This is a genomic window from Bacillus cereus group sp. N14 (genome assembly GCF_016483555.1).
Lineage (GTDB): Bacteria > Bacillota > Bacilli > Bacillales > Bacillaceae_G > Bacillus_A > Bacillus_A wiedmannii.
The window spans coordinates 14,141-37,829 of the sequence record NZ_JAEHBQ010000015.1; the positions used below are offsets into that span (position 1 = coordinate 14,141).

Consider the following 23,689-nt stretch of genomic DNA (forward strand, 5'->3'; position numbering starts at 1 on the left):
TTCTTCTTTAAATAAAAGCGAATTGTTTGAGAAAGGAGGGGTTATATGGAAGTCGTTATAAAGAAGAAACGAACTAGAGGTAAGAGAATTTTTATTTGGTCTAGTAGTATCGTTCTTTTGTTATTTATTTGTACAGTGATTTTTTTGAACATATATACGCTAAGTTCTGTGCCAAAGATAGATGGGACGATAAAGCTAGAGGATTTACAACATGCTGTTCAGGTAAAACGGGATAGTAAAGGGGTACCGCATATTAAAGCGGAAAATGCACATGATTTATATTTTTCGCAAGGGTATGTACAAGCGCAAGATCGTTTGTTTCAAATGGATTTAAGTAGAAGGCAAGCTTCTGGGATGTTGAGTGAAGTTGTAGGGGAAGCAGCTGTTGATCGAGATAAGTTGTTTCGAACGCTCGGTTTACGGCGAGCAGCCGAAGCGTCTGTTAGTCAATATGACGGGGAAGCGAAATATGCCCTGCAGTCATTTGCTGATGGGGTGAACGCTTTTATACGCGAGGCGAAAGAGGAAAAGAAATTGCCGGTTGAGTTTACTATATTAGGATATGAGCCTACTGAATGGTCCATTGTTGATACGTTAACGATTGGAAAGTATATGGCGTTTGACTTAGGCGGACATTGGCACGGACAGGCATTTCGATATTGGGCGCTGAAAAATTTACCGAAAGAGCAAGCAAATGAGCTATTTCCTACATATCCGGAAGATGCACCTAGATTGCTAGCTGAACTGAAGAATACAAATGTGGACGTAGCACAAAGTTTTGCAAAAACAATTATTCCGCCAGAGTTTAATGGTAGCAATAACTGGGTCATAAGCGGTGAGAAGAGTGCGTCTGGTAAGCCGATTTTAGCGGATGATCCTCATTTATCTCTTGCGACGCCTTCTATTTGGTATCAATCGAAACTTGAAATGAAAGATTTACATGTGAGTGGTGTTATTTTCGCAGGAGTACCAGGTGTTATATTAGGTCACAATGACAAAATAGCATGGGGCGTTACGAATACTGGTCCTGATGTGCAAGATTTATATATTGAGAAGCGAAATCCTAATAATGAAAATGAATTTTTATATAACGATAAATGGGAAAAAGCTAAAGTTGTTGATGAATCTATTAAAGTAAAAGGCGGGAAAACAATTCCGTATAATGTGACGGTTACGAGGCATGGTCCAGTCATTTCAGAGTTTGCGGATAAAGGAAAAGAGAAAACGAAAACAGTATTCGCTTTGAAATGGACTGCTTTGGAGCCTTCTGCTGAATTAAAGGCTGTATTAAATATGAATAAAGCGAAAGATTGGAATGAGTTTGAAACGGCACTTCAAGATTTTCATACACCAACTCAAAACTTTGTATTTGCATCAAATGACGGCACAATTGCGTATAAAGCAAATGGAAATATACCAGTGCGTAAAAAAGGTGATGGGAGTTTGCCAGTGCCAGGGTGGACAGATGAATATGAATGGGAAGGGTATATCCCATATGATCAACTGCCAAAAGTAATAAATCCAAAACAAGGGTTTATTTCAACTGCGAATAATAAAATTGTGGATGATAATTATCCGTACCATATTAGTAATACGTGGGCGCAGCCATATAGACAAATGCGTATTCAAGAATTTTTACAAGAGAAAGAAAAGTATACGGTGAAAGATTTAGAAGAGTTACAGATGGATCAAAAAAATTTATACGGGAAAGAATTTGCCCCTATATTTTTAAAAGAGTTAAATAAAGCATCGTTAAATGAAGTAGAGAAAGAAGGCGTAAAACAATTAACAAAGTGGAATTTTTACGATAGTAAAGATGAAGCAGCACCATTAATATTCCATTTGTTAATGAAAGAGATTTCAAATACGTTATTTTCAAAAGAAATACCGAAAGATGTGATTGAGTTATTTGAAGGGAAGTCACAAGTTGTTGATGAATTGATTCGAAAAGAAGTAGCGGGAGAAAATAGCGCTTGGTTTACGAAGTACGGAGGCTTCACGAAAGTTGTGCATACATCGTACGAAAATGTAATGAATAAACTACAGAAGGAATATGGCCCTGATGTTGCGGAGTGGAAGTGGGGCGATTACCATCAACTGGCGTTCACACATCCAATTTCAAAATCATCTAGTATGTTAGCGTTACTTGCATTTAATCGTGAAAAACCAGTTCCAATTGGCGGAAGCCAAGTTACCGTTCAAGCAGCGAGTTACGGAGATAACGGTATTGTCAATCATGGAGCTTCTTGGCGATTCGTGATTGATACGAAAGATATGTCAAACGGTTATCATATCGTAGGGCCAGGACAATCAGGACATTTTAGAAGCGATTGGTATCATGATCAAATAGATGATTGGGTAAACGGAACGTATCATACGACTACATTGAATACGGATGAAATAGAAGGGAAAGTGTTAACTTTACAACCGAAATAATGTTCGAAGAGGCTCTTACTATAGGTAAGGGTCTCTTTTTTGTCGTGTGACAAAATTTGACAAAAGATTCTGTAGAACTTTGTTATAATTTTTTTGGAATATTTTGTTTAAGGTTTTACAGCAATAGTGATACATGTATTCTAAATTAAAGGGTTTTATAGGGGGATAAATACAAGAATGAACGACATGGAGAAATATCGAGAGAAAATTAAAGTGATTTCTTTTGATAGAGAAAAAAATCAAATGGTTGAAGTGGAAGAGAGTAAAATAACTTTTGATGATGTTGGCGGAATGGAAGATATTAAAAAGAAAATCAATATGGACTTTATTATGCCGATTAACAATCCAGAGTATTTTCAAGCTTTCGGTAAGAAAGTAGGAGGCAGTTTATTATTTTATGGGCCGCCTGGATGTGGTAAGACATTTTTAGCGAGAGCAGTTGCAGGTGAGATAAACGCTAATTTTATTCATTTAGAGTTGCAAGCAATACTCTCGATGTGGTCAGGAGAAGCAGAGAAAAATTTACATGAAGTGTTCGAAGAGGCAAGAAAAACAAAGCCTTGTATTTTATTTATAGATGAATTAGACGCATATGGCGGGAATAGACAGAAGATGGGGGCTCATCATCAAAGAACGCTAGTTAATCAATTGCTAGTGGAGATGGACGGAAGCAATTCTTTTAATGAGGGTGTGTATATAATTGGGGCAACAAATACACCATGGTATATTGATCCAGCGTTACGACGACCAGGCCGTTTTAATTCACTTGTTTTTGTGGCACCACCAAATAACGAGGAAAGATTGACAATACTAGAGTTGAAAACAAAGGATAAACCGAGAATGGAATTGCAGTTAGATTTTGTCTCGAAGTATGCAGAGCATTTTTCAGGGGCCGATTTAACGTATTTAGTGGAAGATGCTATTAATGAAGCTATTCAGCGTTCATTTGAAACAGGACAGTTACAACCATTATCCAATGAAGATTTATTAACAGCAATGAAAAAAAGGCAACCGACAACTTTAGACTGGTTCTCAACCGCAAAAAATTATGCAACGTTTAGTGATGTAAATAAAGATTTTGACAAAGTATTAGAGTATATGGAAGAACACCAATTGAAATAAATGATATTAGATTGGAGGGAAAGGAATAGATGGAAGAGCAACTTAGGAGAATCTCGCACTTATTGAAACTTGGTGATGTTGAGCTTGCAAAAGAAGAAGCGGAATGGATGATTAAAGAAGATCCAGAAGATGCTACTGGTTATATTTGTTTAAGTCATGTGTACTACTTTGGTTTTCGTCAAATTGATGAAGCGAGTAAATATTTAGAAGAAGCACTAAAAATAGATCACTTAGATGAAAATGTTTTGTTAACAGCGTTAGATATTTTTTATGCGCAAGAAAATTTTGAGAGATTAAAAGAGATAGCAGAAATAGGGATAAAAAATTATCCGGAAGAAGGCGTATATTACTTTTATGTGGGCGAGGCAAAAATACATACCGAATCGCTAAATAAAGGTATTACTTACTATAACAAAGCGATAGAATTAGAACCTGAAAATGATATGTATGTAGGAAGATATGCTTTTATTCTTTTGAGTTATTATCCGAAACGAATAGAAGAGGGTATAAAGGCGGAAAAACGTGCTTTAGAGCTGAATCCGGAAAATGTAACAAATCTAGTCTCTTTTGCAAATGTAGCAAGAGAAAAAGGGAATTTTAAAAAAGCAAGAATGCTAGCTGAAACTGCAATACGATTAGAGCCGAATCATGAAGGTGCCTACAAAATTTATAGAGATACAATCGGAACGAAAAATAAGTATTGTGCTTTTATGGCAAGTTTTACGTATACATTTTGGAATGCTTTTTCTAAGTTTTGTAAAATATTTTCGTTTGCAAGTAAGAGGAATCTTAAATTGCATTATATTTTAGTTATTTTAAGCCTTTTAGGTTGGATAATCCTCCCTGTATATTTAACAGGTTGGTATGCCGGTTCCGTGTATATAGTTATTTTTATGATGTATAGCATTTCATCTATTATAAAAGGACGGATTCATAAAGAAGTAGGATTAGGAACCCCCTTTGATGCTGAATACAATGTGAAAAGAAATAAAATCATTCGAAATCGTGAAATTTCCAATATGGAGAGTACAGTTAAAAAAGAAGAGGCTACTACTATTCCGACTGCGAAACTATCAAAAGAGGAACTGGAAGCACAATTAGAAGGGTTTTGGAGTAAAGGAACTGTGTATGAGGGGCAGCAAGAGGTTGCTGCAGCAGTGAAAGAACCAGCTTTATCATCAGCTGAACATAAAAAGATTCAATCCTATTCAGATATTGAATCACCAAAATATAATAAATGGTATATTTGTTTAATTGTCGTTTTATCGATCTCCTTTATATTTAAAGTTGGAAAATTGTATAACTTAAATAATACAAATGCGGTGAATACGACGCCACAAATGAGTCAAGAAACGAAGGATATTATTGTAGAGCAACAAGATAAAGCGCTCAAAGATAAAAAAGAATCATTCGATAAGTTAGAAGTAGTAACTGTATTATACGTATTAAGAAAAGGTGATTGGAATGGAAGTACAATCGAGGGAGCTATAGAGAAAAGTTATGTACCGGTTATGTTAGAAAAAGTAGGACAACCAGCCGGGGAGAAGTTAAAAAAAGCAACTCCTATGAAAATATATAAAGAGGATACAAGAACGTATGTATTACTTCAAAATGGAGATAGCTCTTTTATAATTGAAATAACAACAAGAAAGTTAACTCATATTTACGGTGAGAGCTGGAATAATGCGCAAGAAGAGATGCAAAAATATGAAGAGCTACTAGGGAAAATAGAGTCACAAGGCGTTGAAGCAGGGGGGATTTAGCATGAGTATTAAAGTAGTAAGGGCAACGGGAATGATAGGAGGAGCAGCAAGAGTTGCTGTAAAGGTAGATAATGAAGTAGTAATGAAACTTGAAAATAATGAAGAATATACGCTTCCTTTTGAGGGAGATGAAGTAAATATAAAAGTAAAACAATTCTTTTTTGGGAGTAAAGAAAAGAAAGTAAAGGATGGCGATATAGTAGAAATTAAGATAAATAGTATCGCCATTTTATTCATGATTGTGTCAATAATGGCTGTTGTATTTGGTTCTTCAATGGGTATAAATATAGTTGTTTTTGGTGTTATAGGAGCGTTAGTTACGTTAGTATATGGATTTAACAATTGGTTTAGTTTGGAAGTGAAATAAGTATTGTATTTGTTTTTATATTAATTCATTTCATTTACTATATATGAAGTGTAATTATTTCTAATAGGGAATGGGGAGGATCATTATGAAGAAAATGATTGTAGCATCTAGTTTGGCGTTAATAGTAGGTTTGACAACGGGTTGTAGTAGTGAGAAAACGAATGTTACGAAACCAGTCGCTGTACAAAAAGAAAATGAATTAGTAGCGAAAGATATTTTTAAAAAAGCAGGTGATAATTTTAAACTAGAGGATTTTCTCACTTTAACGTCTCTTATGTCAATGAAGGGGAACAGCCAATCAGAAGAGATTAAAATGAACATTCAAATGGAGCCGAAACGAAAGAATTCTAGAGCTGAAATGAAAATAAGTGGAACAGATATTGTAACGTACGAAGTAGATGGAAAGGTCGCTGTTCAAGTGAAAGACCCTGGTACAGGAGAGTTAGTTACAATACCTAATGATCAATTTAATGTTGATGACGTAATGGTAAGTAAAAATTTACTTAATGAGTTAGATTTACCGGAAGATTTAGCTAAAAAAATGAAAGCAAAGAAGGATGGAGATACATATAAGCTTACACTTGACTTAAAGGGGAAAGAAGCAGTAGATACATTACAGAAAATTAATGGAGATATGAAAAAATTAACGGACGGATTTAATATGGATGCGTTCACTGTTGAATATATCATAACAAAAGATTATAAATTTGAAGAGATGCGTACAATTATAAATGTAAGTGAACGTAATACAGATAAGAAATCTAGTGCGGATAAAGAAAAATTGGATACAGTTGTGAGTATAAAAATTGATTCATTTGAAAAATTTGATCCAATTAAGTTGCCTGAAGGAAGTCAATAAATTCAATCATATAAAGATAAAAAAGGAGCGGAAATACGCTCTTTTTTTATTTACCTTACTATTTTTAGGAGGTTAGTATGAATAAGATATGGATAAAGGGTGAATAGCATTTTTATTGATGAAATTTCATTAAATATTCTTGTGGAATATATGTGAAACATTGTATAGAATAAGCAAGAATGCCAAAAATTATAGGGGGAAAGTTGTGAAGAAAAATAAGAGTTTAATAAGTTTTTTAGGAGTGTTTATTATGCTGTTTTCTTTTTGTTTTCAAGGAAATGTACAGGCAGATGTAAATACTGTTCAATCTGGAAAAATCAAATCAGGAAATGTAACGGTATGGGAAGTTGGAAATGTGGCGAAAGTTTTAGCAGATGTAGAGCGTTTAAATTTAAATACAGTAAATGTACCAATTCAAGTAGATATTCCGAACGTGACTTCTACGAACATGGTAATTAATCAAGCGCAAAAGCAACAGGCTATTCTTTTAATTCGAGAATTATTAAAGCGTAATATTCAAGTTATCGTGGAACCGTTCCCATATATTCAGCAAGGAAGTGTTGGGGAAACGGAATGGAATCCGAGTAATATTAATGATTTCTTCTGGAATTGGAAAACGGTTATTCTACAAGATATTTTTCATTCGATTACAAGTAAATACAATGTGTACGGGCTCAAGATTGCCTCTAATTTCGTGAATATGGAATATGCAGAAGGATATTGGAGCGATACGATTGATTTCGTTCGTCAGCAGTATAAAGGAAATATTTTGTATCAAATGAATTGGTGGTTAACAGCAAGCTTTGATCCTTCGTATGAAGCGAAGTTTAAAGAGAAAATCAATCGTCCTTATTTAAAAAAGGTGGATATTGTAAGTATTGATAGTTGGTTTGAAGTTTCAGGAAAAAGAAATCCAACATATGAAGAAGTAAAGAAAAGTTTATTTGCGACGACAGTGTATAATCGTGGGCAAAATGTTGTGCAGCAATTGGAACAATTACATAAAGCAACAGGAAAGCCCGTTTATTTTGGTGGATTTAACGTTCCGGCGCGTGAGCTTGGATTACAAAATCCGTGGAATCCAGATGTTTCTAATGTGTTTTCAAAGGACGTACAATTAAACGGATGGCGCGCTTACCGAGAAGTATTAGAAACGAAACCGTATTTTAAAGGTTTTTCCATTTGGTTTATTGGCTCTCATAATAGTACGCATGCGTATCAAATACATAGTAAAGAAGCAGAGGCAGTTATTAACGGCTGGTACCGAAAATAATTTTTATTAAATAGGTAAGTTTTGAATTTTACCACATATATTTCTAGTGAAAGGCCTTTCACCATCTTATCACCTAGGGGGCAATCAGAATGAAATTTTTGTCTTACCTTACAGTAATTTTGGTGATTCTTGGCGGTTTGAATTGGTTATTTGTAGCGTTAGATTACAACGTAGTTGAGAAATGGTTTGGTTCTATGCCGGCGCTTGTGGACACTATTTATTGGCTCATTGGTCTTTCTGCTATTTATCAAATTTTTGATCGGTTCTTCACGGACAATTAGCAATTATACTTTATTACTAGAGTGTTAAGTACGATTATGTACTTAACACTTTTTTGTATGTTTATAAAAAGTAGTTTGCACATGCAAGCGATTCCATTGCGTCTTACGCCGTAATAATAGAAAACAAATTGACCACTTATTATATTTCAGGTTATAATTCAGAAAGTTTAAAAATTAATAAAAATAAGAAATAGGGAGGTTATCAGGGTGATGGAGAGAGTATATAATTTTTCAGCTGGACCATCAATACTCCCTTTGCCAGTTTTAGAGAAAGTGCAAAAGGAGCTTGTAAATTATAACGGGACAGGCATGTCTATTATGGAAATGAGTCATCGATCTTCTTATTTTCAAAGTATTATAGATGAAGCGAGTAGCCTAATTCGTGAATTAATGAACATTCCTGATGAGTATGAAGTACTGTTTTTACAAGGCGGTGCGTCATTACAATTCTCTATGATACCGCTGAATTTAATGAATACTTATAAAAAAGCAGGGTACGTATTAACTGGCTCATGGTCTAAAAAGGCGATGCAAGAAGCTGAAAAAATAGGGGAAGTACAAGTGCTTGCTTCTTCTGAAAAAGAGAAGTTTACGACAATTCCTAAACTGGATGGTTTACCAAATGATGAAAAACTAAATTATGTACATATTACAACGAACAATACAATTGAGGGTACGAAATATGTGGACATTCCACGTTTAGATAGAGTACCGCTCGTTGCGGATATGTCCTCAAACATTTTATCAGAACAATATGATGTTTCGAAGTTTGGTCTTATATATGCGGGAGCGCAAAAGAATTTAGGGCCAGCGGGCTTAACGATTACGATTATAAAAAGAGATTTAATTGGAGGAGCAGATCGCTCTTGTCCTACAATGTTAAACTATGAAACTTACAGCAAAAATAACTCCTTATATAATACACCGCCATCCTTTAGTATTTACGTAACGAAACTTGTACTTGAGTGGCTAAAAGAGCAGGGCGGGGTATCTGCGATTGAAGAACAGAATAGAATGAAATCTTCACTTCTTTACAATTTCTTAGATGAATCAAAATTGTTTACTTCACCAGTTGATCCTACGTATCGATCACTTATGAATATTCCGTTTACAACACCGTCAGAAGAGCTGAACAATGAGTTTTTACAAAAGGCGAAAGAACGCGGCCTTGTTACGCTAAAAGGACATCGCTCAGTCGGTGGTATGCGCGCTAGTATTTACAATGCGATGCCAGTACACGGTGTACAGCAATTAGTAAATTATATGAAGGAATTTGAGCTTGAGAATAGATAGGGAGATGGGGATATGTTTCGTGTTCAAACGTTAAATCAAATTGCGGAAAAAGGTTTGCAAGTACTTGATGGAGATCATTATGAAGTAGGGGATAGAATGGACCACCCAGATGGTATTTTACTTCGCAGCTATTCTTTACACCAAGAAGAATTTTCAAAAGACTTAAAGGCGATTGCAAGAGCTGGTGCTGGTGTAAATAATATTCCTGTCGAGCGATGTACAGAAAAAGGGATTGTCGTATTTAATACGCCAGGAGCTAATGCCAATGCAGTAAAGGAACTCATTATCGCCAGCCTTATTATGTCTTCACGTAACATTATTAATGGAGTAAGCTGGACGAAAAATTTAGAGGGTGAAGAAGTACCGCAGCTTGTTGAATCAGGAAAAAAACAATTCGTTGGATCAGAAATTGCAGGGAAACGTCTAGGCGTTATCGGCCTTGGCGCAATCGGTGCTTTAGTTGCGAACGATGCGTTAGCTTTAGGGATGGACGTTGTCGGATATGATCCTTACATTTCAGTTGAAACAGCATGGCGCCTTTCTACACATGTACAAAGAGCATTTAGTTTAGATGAAATTTTCGCAACATGTGATTATATTACACTTCATATTCCTCTTACGAATCAAACGAAGGGGATTATTGGTGAACATGCTGTAGAGAAGATGAAAAAAGGAATGCGTTTATTCAATTTCTCTAGAGGAGAACTTGTAGATGAAAAGGTTCTTCAAACAGCGTTAGAAGAAGAGGTTATTGCGCATTACGTAACGGACTTCCCGAATGAAAATGTGATAAAGATGAAAAATGTAACTGCGACTCCTCACCTTGGTGCATCTACATCTGAATCAGAAGAAAATTGTGCGGTCATGGCAGCACGTCAAATACGAGAATATTTGGAGACAGGAAATATTCGTAATTCAGTAAACTATCCAAACGTAGAACTGCCGTATATTGGAAAGAAACGAATTACAATCATGCATCAAAACGTTCCGAACATGGTAGGACAAATTACAGGATGTTTAGCAGAACATCATATTAATATTGCGGATATGATTAATCGTAGTAAACATTCTTGGGCGTATACAATGATTGATATTGATAACGGAATTGATGATATAATAAAAGAGAACATTGTGGAAAATATAAGCAAAATTACAGGTGTTGTAGCCGTTCGAATGATTGTGTAAAGGAGAGAGGAAAACTTGGCAAAAATCCGACCGTTTCGGGCCATTCGTCCAGTAGAAGAAAAAGCAGCGGAAGTTGCAGCTTTACCGTATGACGTATTAAATAGTGAAGAAGCAAGAGAAGTTGTAAAAGGAAATCCGTATTCTTTCTTACACGTTGATAAAGCAGAAATTGATTTAGACCCAGCACTTTCACCGTACGATGATCGCGTATATGAAAAAGCGGGTGAAAATTTAAATCAATTAATACGAGAAGAAGTGTTCATACAAGATGAAGAGCCAGCACTATACATTTATGAACTGACGATGCAAGGAAGAACGCAGTCAGGTCTTGTCGTTTGTACATCTATCGATGAGTATGAAGATGATATAATTAAAAAACATGAAAGAACGCGTCATGAAAAAGAACTAGATCGCATTCGTCACGTAGATGTGTGTGATGCAAATACAGGTCCTATCTTTTTAACGTATCGTACGAAAGAAGATGTGAAACGTATCATTGCAAGCTGGAAAGAAGAGCATGCGCCAATCTATACATTTACAGCAGAAGACGGCGTTAGGCATGTTGCTTGGAAAATAGTTGATGAGGATGTAATTGCTACTCTAGTAAACGCATTTGAAGATATTCCTAGTCTTTATATTGCAGATGGACATCACCGCTCAGCATCAGCGGCAAAAGTAGGACTCATGCGAAGAGAACAATATCCGAATTATACTGGAGAAGAAGAGTTTAATTTCTTCTTATCTGTCTTATTCCCTCACGATGAATTATCCATTTGGGACTATAACCGAGTTGTAAAAGACTTAAACGGCTTATCAGAAGAACAGTTTTTAAAGCAAATCACGCAATACTTTTATGTAGAAGAAGCAGCTGTTTCTCCGTATAAACCAAATGAGCCAAAAACTTTTGGAATGTATGTAAATGAGAAGTGGTATAAGCTTACAGTGAAAGAGGAAACGTTTGATGCGAACGATCTTGTGAAAGGATTAGATGTATCTATCCTGCAAGATCATTTATTAAGCCAAGTACTTGAAATACACGATCCGCGATCTGATTCACGCATCGATTTTGTCGGAGGAATCCGCGGATTAGAAGAACTAGAACACCTTGTAAATAGCGGTGAATATAAAGCAGCGTTTTCATTATATCCGACATCAATGGAAGCTTTATTATCAATCGCAGACGCTGGAGAAATTATGCCGCCGAAGTCAACGTGGTTTGAACCGAAACTGCGTAGTGGGTTGTTTGTACATTCTTTAAAGTAAATATAGACTTCTTTAGATTGAAAAACCGAAATGATTATAGTTTCGGTTTTTCTTATTTTGGCTCAGTTAACGTTACATGTTGATTTTCATGTTAAGATTGAAATATGTAACGACAGGTCGCTACAAAAAACGGAGGAAATACGATGAAAATGCAACTGCAAGAAAGTTTTTATGTTGAGTTAAAAAATGCAATTCGTTGTCATTATAACGAAATTATAACTAGGTGCGGTGTTGACACAATATATGGGTACTCCATATTAACAGACGATTGTGTCAGTAGCATTGGACCAGTGGCTAATAAAGAAAGACTAATCAAAGTTAATAAGTCGGACCCTTTATACAATTATTATAGATACGGAGCTGTTGAGTGGAGCGAATGGGACGATTTTGAAATGTTTGATGAAGTGCACAAAATTATCAAGAAATATCATGATATCGTCGAAGATGACTTTAACATACGAGTAAATACACTGTTGAAAGAAACGTTAAATGTGTTAATGGAACTTGAATCAGAAGGCTTGTTTGGAGACAGAGATGATAATCGATTTATTGTCATTTGTGTAACTGATTCATCGAACGAAATCATGATTGAATCAGCTCGATTGCTTAATACATTAAAGACATACGAAGAATATGCTTCAGAATTTGCATAAGAATGAATATAAGTAAAACTGCGCTCTATAAGAGGCGATTTTCATTTAATCAAAAGTCACAAATTAATAGTAACAATTCGTTGTGACGTAACCATTGAACAATTTGAGCCCGATGAAAAACATCGCACAAAAATTATTGCAATGTTTACATGTAGGAATCAACTTGAAAAAGAAGTATTGAAGGGGAGTTTTTCGGGGATTATTCTTTAATTGATAGGAAAAGTAATGAGTAAGTGGGGCCCTCAGGCTTTTCCTTTTAATTCCCCCTATAACGAAAAATTTATGTATTATACTCTTTTCTTAACTATTAGAAAATAGTTGAATAAGCTCGTCAATAAAAAGGACATTTCTAGTATTGCAAGAAATGTCCTTTCCACTACATTATAGGATATTTTGCTAAAATTCAAATTCTAAAATTAGTTTACTAGTTTGACCTGTAAACTGATAATGATAGGAACCTCGCAGATTTTCTAAGTTACCGGTAGCTTTAATAATTGTTCCTGGGGAATCTAAATTTCCTTTATCAAATATTCCTTGCTCTATAGCTGTAAATGTTCCTTGTTGCCCCTTGTAAATTCCTTCAAAGTGTAAAAATCCAGAAATTTTAGCAGTAGCCAAGTGACCATCATTTATATTTGAGTCTAAATAATATAATAAGTATTCAACAAAAGCTTTTCCTTTTAATTCACCATCAATATCATATTCAACATGAGCGATATTAATAGGGAAATCTTTTCTAGTATCATCAATTAGTTTTTCATCCCATTTACTTACTGTAAATGTTACTTCCATACACGTAATCTCCCTCCAATTAGATACTTATTTAAAGTTTTCCTTTATTCCACGCCACTCTCTAAAATAGAGAAAGACCCATTTTCACAATCAATTTCTGCCATTGCACCGTAAGGTAAAATAAACTTCGGCTCGGTATGACCAAAATTTAAATTATAAAGAATCGGCAAATCTTCTAAGTTATGTTCTTTCATAACTTGCAATATTTCATGTTTATATTCTTCATAATACATTTCGTCTTTTGGTTTACCAAAGATGATACCCTTTGCTTTTTGAAGAATGCCTTGCGCTGCATAATTTCGTAACCAATACTTTATATAGCTTGGTTCTGGATGATCTTCAGAAGTTTCAAAGAAGAGAATGCTATCCTCCCAATGTTTTTTCTCAGGCCAAATCTCCGTTCCTTTTGCAAATTCCAATACTTCTATACATCCACCAATTAAACGCCCTTGTACAGTGGTAGAGCCCTGAAGTAGTTCATATCCATTATTTTGTTGCATCGTACGCCTTGTATCTTTATTTACCTCTATCCATTCTAAACGCTCACTTGTCCATTTAGGAGCTGGTTGAATCTCGCCAATTGTCTCATTTGAAAAGAGAGTTCGATTTACCATTTCAATTGTATATGGATCCATCTCTACATTTTCAGCAAAATCAGTTAAAATGGCTGGACCGTATAAAGAGGAAAGCCCTGCTTTATGGCAAAATAAATGTGAAATGGTAACGTCAGAGTATCCCATAAAAATTTTCGGGTTTTCACGTATCACATTAAAATCTATATAGGGAAGTAAGCGAATGCTATCTTCACCGCCAATATTTGCAATAATTGCTTTCACGCGCGTATCTTTAAATGCTGTCATTAAATCTTCCGCACGGGCCTGTGGGTTGTTATAAAGGTATTCGCTGCCTTTTAAGCTATTTGGCATTGGAATAACCGTAAGACCGAAAACTTCTTCTAATCTTTTTACTCCTTGCTCATATCGCCATCTTATTTCAGAATCACCTGCACCGCCCCATGAAGGACTTACTGTCGCCACGATATCTCCTGGCTGTAATCTGTTTGGTTTTTTTAACATGTTAACTCCGCTGCTACTAACAATATAGACAAATGTATATTCTTAGAGTATTCCTGCTTCTACGTGCCCTGCCTCGCTAATCACTTGCTACTACAGTTTGCTGTGACACTCCACAGGCGTAAATTCCGATGTAGCCCACCGTACATATATACAATCTATTTACGTTAGTATTGTATATTTTTTTGCTTGTAAAAGGTTGATAGATGCATTTAAATCTCTGTCTATTACATTTCCACAATCACATGTATATACTCGGTCAGACAGCTTTAAATCCGACTTTTTTTGACCGCAACATGAACATGTTTTAGAAGATGGATAGAATCTGTCCACTTGCCGTAGTTCAATTCCATATTCCCTACATTTCGTTGATAACAATGTTTTAAAAGCATAAAAACATTGTTGTGCTACAGCTTTAGATAGATGTTTGTTCTTCATCATACCTTTCACATTCAAATCTTCTACTGTAATAAACGTTGGCTTGGTTTTCACCACATCATTTACAATAGACTTTACATACGCTAATCGAATATTTGCTAGCCTAGCATGTAGTTTTTGCACCCTAAGAATGTTTTTATCTATATTCGCTCTCTTATTAACAGCAGGTTGTTCACCTCTCTTTCTTATATTTTCAAATTTGCGTGATAAAGAGCGTTGTTCACGTTTTAACCGTTTTTCTATCTTTTTTACTTGTACTGTTTTATTTATATTTTTGTGAGTTTTTCCATCGCTACGTACAGCAAAGTCTTTAATTCCCAAATCAATTCCTAGACCTACTGCATTTAGAGTTACATTTGATTTTACTTCTTTCACTTCACAGAGTATAGACACATAGTATCTTCCTGCTCTTTGATATACTGTACCACTTTTTACAGTTGTATTTTTTGAAATATATCCATACTCTTTTAACCTTATCCAACCAATTGTAGGAACTTTTACTCTATGTCTTTCTACTGTCCAATCTGTTTTGTTGTTTTTCGGAAAGTAGCACTTCACATCTTGCTTCTTCTTTTTTTTATATCGTGGAAACTTAGATAAACCTTTAAAAAATCGCTTAAAAGCTTTATCTCCATTCATAATCGCTTGTTTTACCGCTTTGCTCGACACTTCTTTAATCCACTGGTCACACTCTTTTGTATGAATGTTGTTTAGCCATTTGGAAAAGTCATAGCCACTAAGAAATTTCCCCTCCGACTCATATACCTCTTTATTTTTAGAGATATACAGGTTATATACATATCGACACACTCCAATAGTTTGACGGATTTTACTAATTTGTTCAGTTGTCGGTTTGATTTCTATTAAATATGCTCTTTTCATAAGTCTTCATCCTCCGACATTTTCTTTTTGTATTTTCTCAACCCATATATTCTACAGCTAAATACATGAATGATAAATATTAAATCCTGAACAAGTTCTTCTTGAGGAGATAGTTTTTCATTGTTAACAATCATAATTTCCACTCCCATTTTACGAAGAAACTTTTCAAACCAATCATATCCAAAACGTACAAATCTATCTTTGTGTGCAATGATGATCGTCGAAATATTTCTTTCCATACAACTGTCAATCAGGTTATTCCACTGTTTTCTTTTGTAGTTTAATCCGCTACCAATATCTTTGATAACTTTATCTACAATCATCCCTCGTGCATTTGCGAAACTCAACCTGATTTTCTAAATCATCTTTCTGACCTGGATTTGATACTCTTGTGTAAATAAACTACTTTGCCTACTTTTGTCTATGTTTTTGTTTACTGTTTCTTTCTCTTACATAATGTAATGGACTACAATTATACAAACTGTAGCATTGATAAATATGATGAATCACATTTATTTTCTTCATCATCAATCCGTTTACCTGCTGTGATGCAAGAATTTAACATTTGTGTTGAATATATTTAAAAACCATCTTTCTTATGCAACATTGCATAAGAAAGATGGTTGCTATTTTCTATAACCTGTAACTATAATGATTACAGGTTGGTCGTATCCAATCGAAAATAAAATCATCATGAATGGAGAGGTTACATATGGGTATGAAAAAAATAATTTTAGCAGGTGCTTTAGGGATCGCAGCATTATCAGGAACAAATTTACCAGGATTAGAAGTAACAAAAGCGAGTGCGGCTTCTATTGAATCGAATTTCTCAACATTAGAAGGACGAGTAGTAGAAGTAGATAACGGTGTAATTGTTGTAAAATCTAAGCAATATGAGGAGCCTGTAAGTGTGTATATAGATACCCTTTCAAATGTGAAAGTAGGGGATGAAGTTAAAGCTACTGGATCTATGATGCGTAATTTTGCAGAATATATGGTTGCAACTGCAGTTGAAAATACAACAAACAAGTTGGGCATGCATATGAAAGAAGACGGTTCTCCTGATTATGTAATTGGTGAAGTATCAAAAATAGGAACGATGGAAGATGAGGGAGACGGTGCTACTACATATGTCGTAGTTGAGTATCCATCACTAAACGGGAAAAAAGATATTATTGATGTTTTCTTAACGAAGGGACAAGTATTTCATACAGGTGAGAAAGTAAAAATTGATATGAAGTATGTAGGATGGGGCGGAAGTTCTATTAACTGGAACACAACGGACAACATTGAAAAGGTTCATGAGGTAAAGAGCAACGCTGAAAATAATGATGATGTTTGGATTTGGTCTTAATTAGACTTCTGTAAATAACAAATGTATCATGCAGTATCCATCAAATGATCATGTGTATGATTATTTGATGGGTACTTTTTTGTTTTGTATTTTATTGAGAATAAGGGATTTCCGATTAGAATATGATGTTTAGATCGGAGCGAATTTAAAAAATACAATAATGAAAGAGGTGTTTATATATGGAGCGAGATGAGAATTATTTACGAGCTAAAAAAAGAGTGGAGAATTTACAAGCGTTTTATATTCATTTAACGGTGTATATACTAGTTAACTTAATGCTTTTTTTTATAAATATAAGCTCTGATTCAAGTAAATTATGGTTTTTATATCCACTTGCAGGTTGGGGGATCGGTATCGTTATACACGGTTTGACAACTTTTCCAGTCGGGATATTCGGAAAAGAGTGGGAAGAACGAAAGATTAAAGAATATATGGAGAAAGATAAGTAAATTTATTTCTGGAATGTATAAATATAAATCTCTGTGATCAAATGTTTGATGCGAAGTCTATTCTATAGCTTCGCCTATTTGCTTTGTGTTCGAAGTTTGTGCGAGTGAGTGTTCATATTCATTTTTAAGCGTCAATTGCATGTGAAATCAAAACTTTACTTGTAGTACATAATAAATACAGTTGTTTTACTTTTTAAATTACATGTGGGTATAGGATAAAGTTGTTTTATCATCCTATATTAAAATAAAAATAAACCACTGTTCGATTTGAATATTCCACGATATAATGGTGAGAGTTTATGACAGAATAAATATTTACATAAGAAGTGAGGTACTGTATGAAAAAAAGAACGACAGACATTATTTTTATTATTATTGGTGCATTTCTTTTTGCGTTAGGTGTCAATTTGTTTGTTATCCCGAACGAGTTTGGTGAGGGTGGAGTAACTGGTATCACGATTATTACGTATTATTTATTTGAATGGTCACCAGGCTTAGTTAACTTAATTTTAAATGCGATTTTGTTAATAGCTGGTTATAAATTTTTGAATAAGATTACAACAATTTATACGATTATTGCTGTAGTTACGAACTCGCTATTCCTTCATTTGACAGAAGGTTGGACGATTGCTTCGGATGAAATGCTTGTAAATGCCATTTTCGGAGGAATATTTATTGGGTGCGGGATTGGTCTTATTATTCGCGTTGGCGGAACAACAGCAGGTACTACCATCTTAGCAAGGATGACGCATAAATATTTAGGGTGGAGCATTAGCTATGGTTTACTGTTCTTCGATTTAATTGTTGCGTTTTCATCTTATTTCATCATTGGTGCAGAAAAACTGATGATAACAATTATTATGCTATATGTAGCAACGAAAGTGATGGAGTTTGTAATTGAAGGTTTAAATCCGAAGAAAGCCATTACAATCATTTCTGATAACCCGAATGAAATTGCCGGGAAGGTAACTACCTTAATGGGCAGAGGGGTTACTGTGTACTCAGGTCATGGCTATTACACGAAAACTCCGAAGGAAATTCTTTATGTTGTTATTAATAAGCAAGAAGTAGTGAAGCTAAAACGGATTGTTCAAACTACAGATCCGGCTGCGTTCATCGCTATCCACGATGTTCGTGACGTATTTGGAGAAGGATTTGTTGATATTTCTAAAGCATAGAAATTACTTTTCATTAAAATAATCTTAATACTAAAACGTAAGAATCTATTTTGAATAATCTTTTTTCAAAATAGATTCTTTTTATTTATCTTAAAATGTTGGTTTGTTTTTCTTTTTCTTGCAAAAAATCCAATTGTTTCTTAAGGTAAGGATGTAGAAGGATGAACAAGAGAGGGTTTAATGAAGATGATACATATTTTATTAGCTGATGATGATAAGCATATTAGAGAGTTGTTACATTACCATTTACAAAAAGAGGGGTTTAAAGTTTTTGAAGCAGAAGATGGAAAGGTAGCGCAAGTCGTATTAGAGAAAGAAAATATTCATCTTGCGATAGTAGACATTATGATGCCGTTTGTTGATGGCTATACGTTATGTGAAGAAATCCGGAAGTATCATGATATACCGGTTATTTTATTAACTGCGAAAGATCAGTTAGTTGATAAAGAAAAAGGATTCATTTCTGGTACGGACGATTATATTGTAAAACCATTTGAGCCAGCTGAAGTCATTTTCCGTATGAAAGCATTACTACGTCGTTATCAAATGCTGAGTGCTGATACTATTACGCTGCACGGTACGACAATTGATCGTAAAGGTGTTGAAGTGAAGTGTAACGGCCAGACGATTTTACTTCCGTTAAAGGAATTTGAATTATTATCACAACTTGCTAGTTATCCTGGGAGAACATTTTCAAGAGAAGAGTTAATTGAGTTAGTATGGGGAATGGATTTTGAAGGAGATGAACGAACAGTTGATGTTCATGTGAAGCGACTAAGAGATCGTTTCTCAAAACGAACGGATGATTTTCAAATTACAACGGTGCGCGGACTCGGTTATAAGTTGGAGCTGAAATAAGATGAAATCACTATATTCTAGATTTGTTTTTATGACAGTCGGTATTATGCTACTCAGTAGTATTATCGGCTTTTTATTAACGAACGTATATTATCAAGTGAAGTTAAAACCGTATAACAGTGAGAAGATTTTAACGTATGCGGAAGAAGTTAAGTCATTATATGAAAAGCAAAGTGAAGGAAATCAAGAGGCATATTTACATTCTATTGCGAAATTAGGATATGAAATTTATATTGTCGATGATCAAAAGAATGGAAAGCGTATCGGAAATGCGTTTCGTAAGACGTCTATTAGCGACGATACAGTTCATAAAGTATTACAAGGGGAAACGTTTAATGGTGTTTCCACATATCCAACGCGCTTATTTATTACAGGATTTTTCGATAATGAATTAATAAATAGTGTCGGTGTACCAGTGCAACACGGTGATAAGCAGTACGCTTTATTTATTCGTCCCGACATTCAGAACCAATTTGGCGAGATGCGAATTTTCTTAGCGGTATTACTTGGATTTATCGTACTATTAAGTATTATCTTTATTGCGATTGCAGCAGGTTACATCGTTCGTCCCATTCGTAAATTTACGAAGGCTACGCAAAAAATTGCGAGTGGTAAATATGAAATTGAATTAGATGTAAAACGAAAAGATGAAATTGGTACGTTATCTACAAGCTTCCAGAAGATGACGAAGAGTATAAAAGAATTAGATGAAATGAGACAAGAATTTGTTTCGAACGTCTCGCATGAATTTCAATCGCCACTTTCTTCTATACAAGGTTTTTCGAAAACATTGCAATCAGAAAAGATGAGTGAAGAAGAAAGAAATCATTACTTACGAATTATTGAGGGTGAAAGTAAGCGAATGTCTAGTTTATGTAAACAGTTACTTACGCTCGCTTCTTTAGATAAAGAAGAGAAAGTATTACAAATAAAAGAATTCAATTTGCAGAAGCAAATTAAAGACGTCATTTTTATGCTCGAATGGAAATGGCGGGAAAAAGATATCGCTGTGGAATTTGATGTGCCGGACATTACAATACAAGGTGATGAAAACTTACTTCATCAAGTATGGAGCAATATTTTTACGAATAGCATTAAGTTTTCAAATGATGCTGGAACGATTGAATTTGTTGTAGAAGAATTAGAATCAAGTGTGATGATTTCTATATCAGACAACGGAATCGGTATGGAAAGAGAAGAGATGGATCGTATATTTGATCGTTTTTACAAAGTAGATACGGCAAGGGCAAGAAACGTAGAAGGTAGCGGTTTAGGATTATCGATTGTGCAAAAGATTGTAGAACTGCATAACGGAAACGTTTCAGTGTATAGTACGAAAGGGGAAGGGACTACTGTTCAGGTGGAGCTTCCGAAATAGATGGAAGAGGCTGCTTCGGAACGGCCTCTTCTTTTTTGGTCTCTAGTATACGTGTAAAGTGAAATAATGTAAGTCATTTTCATTACATAATTGGACGAGTTTGTGGAGTGAGCTCAGGAGGAAGTTTATTTGAAAATGTAGAATCTCTACAGAGTTATAAGGATTTTATTGAGACTTTAACTATTTAGGGAGGAAATTACTTTGAAACGAATTGACTTGTTATTAAACGTACTAGATTCAACATTCGATAAAGAGAGTTGGTATGCACCGTTTAAACATGCTATAGAAGGACTTACAGCCGAACAGGCTATGTGGAAACCATCTGGTGAGGCAGCGAATACCATTTGGGAGAACGTTAATCATCTCATTTATTACAAAGAGAGGCTTGTTGCAAACTTAGAAGGCCGTGAATGGACAAATAATCTCGACGGTGGTGAAACCTTCTATCTAACCAATCAATCTAATAGTGATATGGAATGGAAGCAAGTCGTTGAACGTTCTGAAGATGCTCAACGTAATTTAAGACAGGTATTAAGTGCAATTTCCGAAAGAGAGCTTGAGCAAAATTCATTAGAGGGGAAATTACTAGACATCATGCTTCATGATGCTTACCATACAGGACAAATTATTCAATTAAGGAAAATGCAGGGGTCTTGGCCATCAAATCGTTAACTGAACGTTTTAGTTGGTGCTATTGTTATATTTTTAGTGAAGGATTTTTCATTCAAAATTAAATAATTATAATTATAACCCCGTCCCAAATTTAGAACGGGGTTAAATTTGTTCCTGCTATAAAGCCGTACCTTTCCCGCGCTCTACTTTAAACCGAACCCCAAAAGCATCCGCTGTAATTTCATCAGCTTTCGGCAATGCTCGTAATTTTGGATGAAGCAGCCATACGAGAGAAATGAATAAAATCCCGATGCTAGCGAGCGCAAAAATAAGTTGGCTACTAAATATATTTGCTGTATATCCGCCAATTAAAGAACCGAACGGCATAGCAATTGTGCCCATACTTCGCATGACTGAATTGATCCGTCCGATATATTGATTTGGGATTACAATTTGACTAATTGTCGCGAATAATATGTTGGTCGCACCAATTGGAATCCAAGCTAGGCCGAATAAGAGAATAGACAGCCATTGAAACGGTACGATCGTAGAGAGAAACCAAAAGATAGCGCCAGTCGCAAAGCCAATAATAGAGACGTGGCCAACATTGCGTTTACCAACCCATGAACTGAATAATGCTCCAATTAAACTGCCGGCTGATATAGCAGCTAGGAAGAAGCCATATGATTTCACGCCTCCTAAAGAATCAGCGAAAGAAGGGAGTATCGCCATCGTCATACCAATTGAAAAATTAGCGACAACTGAACCGATTAAGAATACGCCCATTAATGAACGGAAGACAATCGAAAAACCTTCTTTTAAATCAGTGAAATATTGTTTAGTTGATAGCGATGTATTGGTTTCTGCTTGCTTTGGCATTTTCAATGAAAAGAATAATAGGGCAGTAATCGCGAATGTTAAGGAATCGACCACATATAAAGTAATGGCACCAAGTAGTGCTACTAATATGCCAGAAAGAGTCGTACAAATTAAATCGATGCCTTGATACGCAAATGAAAAGAGTGAATTTCCTTTTAATAATTGTGTTTTATTCAGTAGAAGTGGTAAAGCTTTCGATTGTGCGGGATAGGCGAATTGTTCGATAAAGGCTACGATGGGCATGATGATAAGTAGTAGTTGAACTGTTAATAGATCGAAGTAGTGTGTAATAGGAATGATTAATATTAGGACGCATTGCAGAACTTGTGTGACGACTAGGGTGTTTTTGATTGACCATCTATCAACGAATGGCCCAGTAAGAAATTGAAGTGCAGAAGGTAATAACGTCAGAAAACCAGCTAATCCAGAATAGAAAGGACTGCCACTTAATTTATATACGAGCCACATCGCGGCTACATAATACAAGCTATCTCCTATGTTTGTAAAAATTCTCCCTAAAAACAGTAAGAGGAAATTCCGGTTTTTTAATATGTCCATTTAATCCACTCCTTTATAAAAAAATTATTCGGTAAAATAATTTTGACCGTTAGTGTAAAAAAAATCGTATTACGATTTTTCTTCTTTTTTCACAAATCGCTGCATCGCTCGCTCATCGATTTGCAGTGCAGTAGTAGAAATGTAATAAGATTTACTATTTGGATCTTTATCCGCATCTTTTGTGATCTCGTTTAATTCAGCCATCACTTCATAAAACTTTTTCACCCACACTTGAAATTGTTCTGGCGTGGCATCAAACTCCCAGCAGGATGAAACGTAATTCCACTCAGCAGGGTCTTCACTTACTTTTCGTAATGTAAAAGCTTCTTCTGGCGCAGCGAGAATATGGCTTTTCGTCATTTCCGTCATTTGTAAAAAGATTTGGCGACCTGATTCACTTAATATTTCTAAATGAGGTAATAGTTCAGCAGCAGGGGTAAAGCCTCTAGCGACAGATTGATAAAACTTTTGAACGATGCCATTCTTTTCTTCTGTATAAACAATTTCTATAAAACCATTCTTTTCTAATTCTTTTAAATGATAATGAATTTTCGCCCTTGGAATGCCGAATTTTTCAGATAGTAGTTGCCCGGTATAAGGACGTTCGCATAGACGCATCATCATTTCGACACGTAGTGGATCGCTTATTGCTTTTAGTTGGCTATAAGTAGTTAGTGTGAACATGGGCTTCAACATGATCAGCTCCTCAAATAAAATTACTCGGTCAATATTATTTGACTGAA

The 23,689-nt window shown here is 35.1% G+C and carries 22 protein-coding genes and 2 pseudogenes; 18 read left to right on the plus strand and 6 right to left on the minus strand.

Going from position 1 to position 23,689, the window contains the following annotated elements; genetic code table 11:
- The first annotated feature begins 45 nt into the window (after nucleotides 1-45).
- The 12 genes and pseudogenes from JDS82_RS19835 to JDS82_RS19890 all read left to right on the plus strand — a co-directional run.
- The gene (locus tag JDS82_RS19835) at nucleotides 46-2,436 is read left to right on the plus strand and encodes a penicillin acylase family protein (protein WP_199713789.1); all 2,391 of its coding nucleotides are present in this window, start codon (nucleotides 46-48) and stop codon (nucleotides 2,434-2,436) included.
- Nucleotides 2,437-2,613: 177 nt separating this feature from the next.
- Complete coding sequence (locus JDS82_RS19840; RefSeq protein ID WP_199713790.1) at nucleotides 2,614-3,558, plus strand: ATP-binding protein; 945 nt, start codon at nucleotides 2,614-2,616, stop codon at nucleotides 3,556-3,558.
- 29 nt (nucleotides 3,559-3,587) lie between these two features.
- On the plus strand, nucleotides 3,588-5,321 hold the full coding sequence (locus JDS82_RS19845; protein ID WP_199713791.1) for a tetratricopeptide repeat protein: 1,734 nt from the start codon (nucleotides 3,588-3,590) through the stop codon (nucleotides 5,319-5,321).
- Nucleotide 5,322: 1 nt separating this feature from the next.
- Nucleotides 5,323-5,688, plus strand: coding sequence for a hypothetical protein (locus JDS82_RS19850; RefSeq protein ID WP_199713792.1), 366 nt, complete (start codon nucleotides 5,323-5,325; stop codon nucleotides 5,686-5,688).
- A gap of 85 nt (nucleotides 5,689-5,773) precedes the next feature.
- Nucleotides 5,774-6,547, plus strand: coding sequence for a DUF6612 family protein (locus tag JDS82_RS19855; protein WP_199713793.1), 774 nt, complete (start codon nucleotides 5,774-5,776; stop codon nucleotides 6,545-6,547).
- 205 nt (nucleotides 6,548-6,752) lie between these two features.
- Complete coding sequence (locus JDS82_RS19860; RefSeq protein WP_199713794.1) at nucleotides 6,753-7,820, plus strand: glycoside hydrolase family 113; 1,068 nt, start codon at nucleotides 6,753-6,755, stop codon at nucleotides 7,818-7,820.
- 89 nt (nucleotides 7,821-7,909) lie between these two features.
- The gene (locus JDS82_RS19865; protein ID WP_000670803.1) at nucleotides 7,910-8,101 is read left to right on the plus strand and encodes a DUF378 domain-containing protein; all 192 of its coding nucleotides are present in this window, start codon (nucleotides 7,910-7,912) and stop codon (nucleotides 8,099-8,101) included.
- A 210-nt stretch (nucleotides 8,102-8,311) separates the two neighbouring features.
- Nucleotides 8,312-9,394: a 3-phosphoserine/phosphohydroxythreonine transaminase gene (serC, locus tag JDS82_RS19870; protein ID WP_199713795.1), complete on the plus strand. Its 1,083-nt coding sequence runs from the start codon at nucleotides 8,312-8,314 to the stop codon at nucleotides 9,392-9,394.
- A gap of 12 nt (nucleotides 9,395-9,406) precedes the next feature.
- A complete protein-coding gene (locus tag JDS82_RS19875) occupies nucleotides 9,407-10,579 on the plus strand; it encodes a 3-phosphoglycerate dehydrogenase family protein (protein WP_199713796.1) in 1,173 nt (390 codons plus the stop codon).
- Nucleotides 10,580-10,594: 15 nt separating this feature from the next.
- Nucleotides 10,595-11,842, plus strand: coding sequence for a DUF1015 domain-containing protein (locus tag JDS82_RS19880; protein ID WP_199713797.1), 1,248 nt, complete (start codon nucleotides 10,595-10,597; stop codon nucleotides 11,840-11,842).
- A 143-nt stretch (nucleotides 11,843-11,985) separates the two neighbouring features.
- On the plus strand, nucleotides 11,986-12,495 hold the full coding sequence (locus tag JDS82_RS19885) for a DUF4303 domain-containing protein (RefSeq protein ID WP_199713798.1): 510 nt from the start codon (nucleotides 11,986-11,988) through the stop codon (nucleotides 12,493-12,495).
- A 72-nt stretch (nucleotides 12,496-12,567) separates the two neighbouring features.
- Nucleotides 12,568-12,705: pseudogene (locus JDS82_RS19890) on the plus strand (enoyl-CoA hydratase); the annotation flags it as partial.
- A 186-nt stretch (nucleotides 12,706-12,891) separates the two neighbouring features.
- Here the strand turns inward: JDS82_RS19890 and JDS82_RS19895 are convergent.
- The 4 genes and pseudogenes from JDS82_RS19895 to JDS82_RS19910 all read right to left on the minus strand — a co-directional run.
- A complete protein-coding gene (locus JDS82_RS19895; RefSeq protein ID WP_000454078.1) occupies nucleotides 12,892-13,287 on the minus strand; it encodes a DUF3224 domain-containing protein in 396 nt (131 codons plus the stop codon).
- Nucleotides 13,288-13,331: 44 nt separating this feature from the next.
- On the minus strand, nucleotides 13,332-14,363 hold the full coding sequence (locus JDS82_RS19900) for a S66 family peptidase (protein WP_199713799.1): 1,032 nt from the start codon (nucleotides 14,361-14,363) through the stop codon (nucleotides 13,332-13,334).
- A gap of 159 nt (nucleotides 14,364-14,522) precedes the next feature.
- Nucleotides 14,523-15,680 (minus strand): RNA-guided endonuclease InsQ/TnpB family protein, encoded by a 1,158-nt coding sequence (locus tag JDS82_RS19905; RefSeq protein WP_199713800.1) that lies wholly within the window; start codon nucleotides 15,678-15,680, stop codon nucleotides 14,523-14,525.
- Nucleotides 15,677-16,079 (minus strand): annotated as a pseudogene (locus JDS82_RS19910) (IS607 family transposase); the annotation flags it as partial. The pseudogene JDS82_RS19910 and the gene JDS82_RS19905, both read right to left, overlap by 4 nt.
- A gap of 313 nt (nucleotides 16,080-16,392) precedes the next feature.
- On the opposite strand from JDS82_RS19910, the gene JDS82_RS19915 reads away from it, so the two are divergent.
- The 6 genes from JDS82_RS19915 to JDS82_RS19940 all read left to right on the plus strand — a co-directional run bounded on the left by JDS82_RS19915 (nucleotide 16,393) and on the right by JDS82_RS19940 (nucleotide 21,569).
- The gene (locus JDS82_RS19915) at nucleotides 16,393-17,034 is read left to right on the plus strand and encodes an ATP F0F1 synthase subunit alpha (RefSeq protein ID WP_098077709.1); all 642 of its coding nucleotides are present in this window, start codon (nucleotides 16,393-16,395) and stop codon (nucleotides 17,032-17,034) included.
- 179 nt (nucleotides 17,035-17,213) lie between these two features.
- Nucleotides 17,214-17,483 (plus strand): 2TM domain-containing protein, encoded by a 270-nt coding sequence (locus JDS82_RS19920; RefSeq protein ID WP_199713801.1) that lies wholly within the window; start codon nucleotides 17,214-17,216, stop codon nucleotides 17,481-17,483.
- Nucleotides 17,484-17,821: 338 nt separating this feature from the next.
- The gene (locus JDS82_RS19925; protein WP_000747488.1) at nucleotides 17,822-18,661 is read left to right on the plus strand and encodes a YitT family protein; all 840 of its coding nucleotides are present in this window, start codon (nucleotides 17,822-17,824) and stop codon (nucleotides 18,659-18,661) included.
- Nucleotides 18,662-18,841: 180 nt separating this feature from the next.
- The gene (locus tag JDS82_RS19930) at nucleotides 18,842-19,519 is read left to right on the plus strand and encodes a response regulator transcription factor (RefSeq protein ID WP_098139089.1); all 678 of its coding nucleotides are present in this window, start codon (nucleotides 18,842-18,844) and stop codon (nucleotides 19,517-19,519) included.
- Nucleotide 19,520: 1 nt separating this feature from the next.
- Nucleotides 19,521-20,897, plus strand: coding sequence for a sensor histidine kinase (locus JDS82_RS19935; RefSeq protein ID WP_199713802.1), 1,377 nt, complete (start codon nucleotides 19,521-19,523; stop codon nucleotides 20,895-20,897).
- 201 nt (nucleotides 20,898-21,098) lie between these two features.
- Nucleotides 21,099-21,569 carry a DinB family protein gene (locus tag JDS82_RS19940; RefSeq protein WP_199713803.1) on the plus strand — a complete coding sequence of 157 codons (471 nt, stop codon included), beginning with the start codon at nucleotides 21,099-21,101 and terminating at the stop codon, nucleotides 21,567-21,569.
- Nucleotides 21,570-21,686: 117 nt separating this feature from the next.
- On the opposite strand, the gene JDS82_RS19945 is transcribed toward JDS82_RS19940, so the two are convergent.
- Nucleotides 21,687-22,946 carry an MFS transporter gene (locus JDS82_RS19945; protein ID WP_199713804.1) on the minus strand — a complete coding sequence of 420 codons (1,260 nt, stop codon included), beginning with the start codon at nucleotides 22,944-22,946 and terminating at the stop codon, nucleotides 21,687-21,689.
- A gap of 69 nt (nucleotides 22,947-23,015) precedes the next feature.
- Nucleotides 23,016-23,642 carry an ArsR/SmtB family transcription factor gene (locus JDS82_RS19950; RefSeq protein WP_199713805.1) on the minus strand — a complete coding sequence of 209 codons (627 nt, stop codon included), beginning with the start codon at nucleotides 23,640-23,642 and terminating at the stop codon, nucleotides 23,016-23,018.
- Nucleotides 23,643-23,689: the final 47 nt, after the last annotated feature.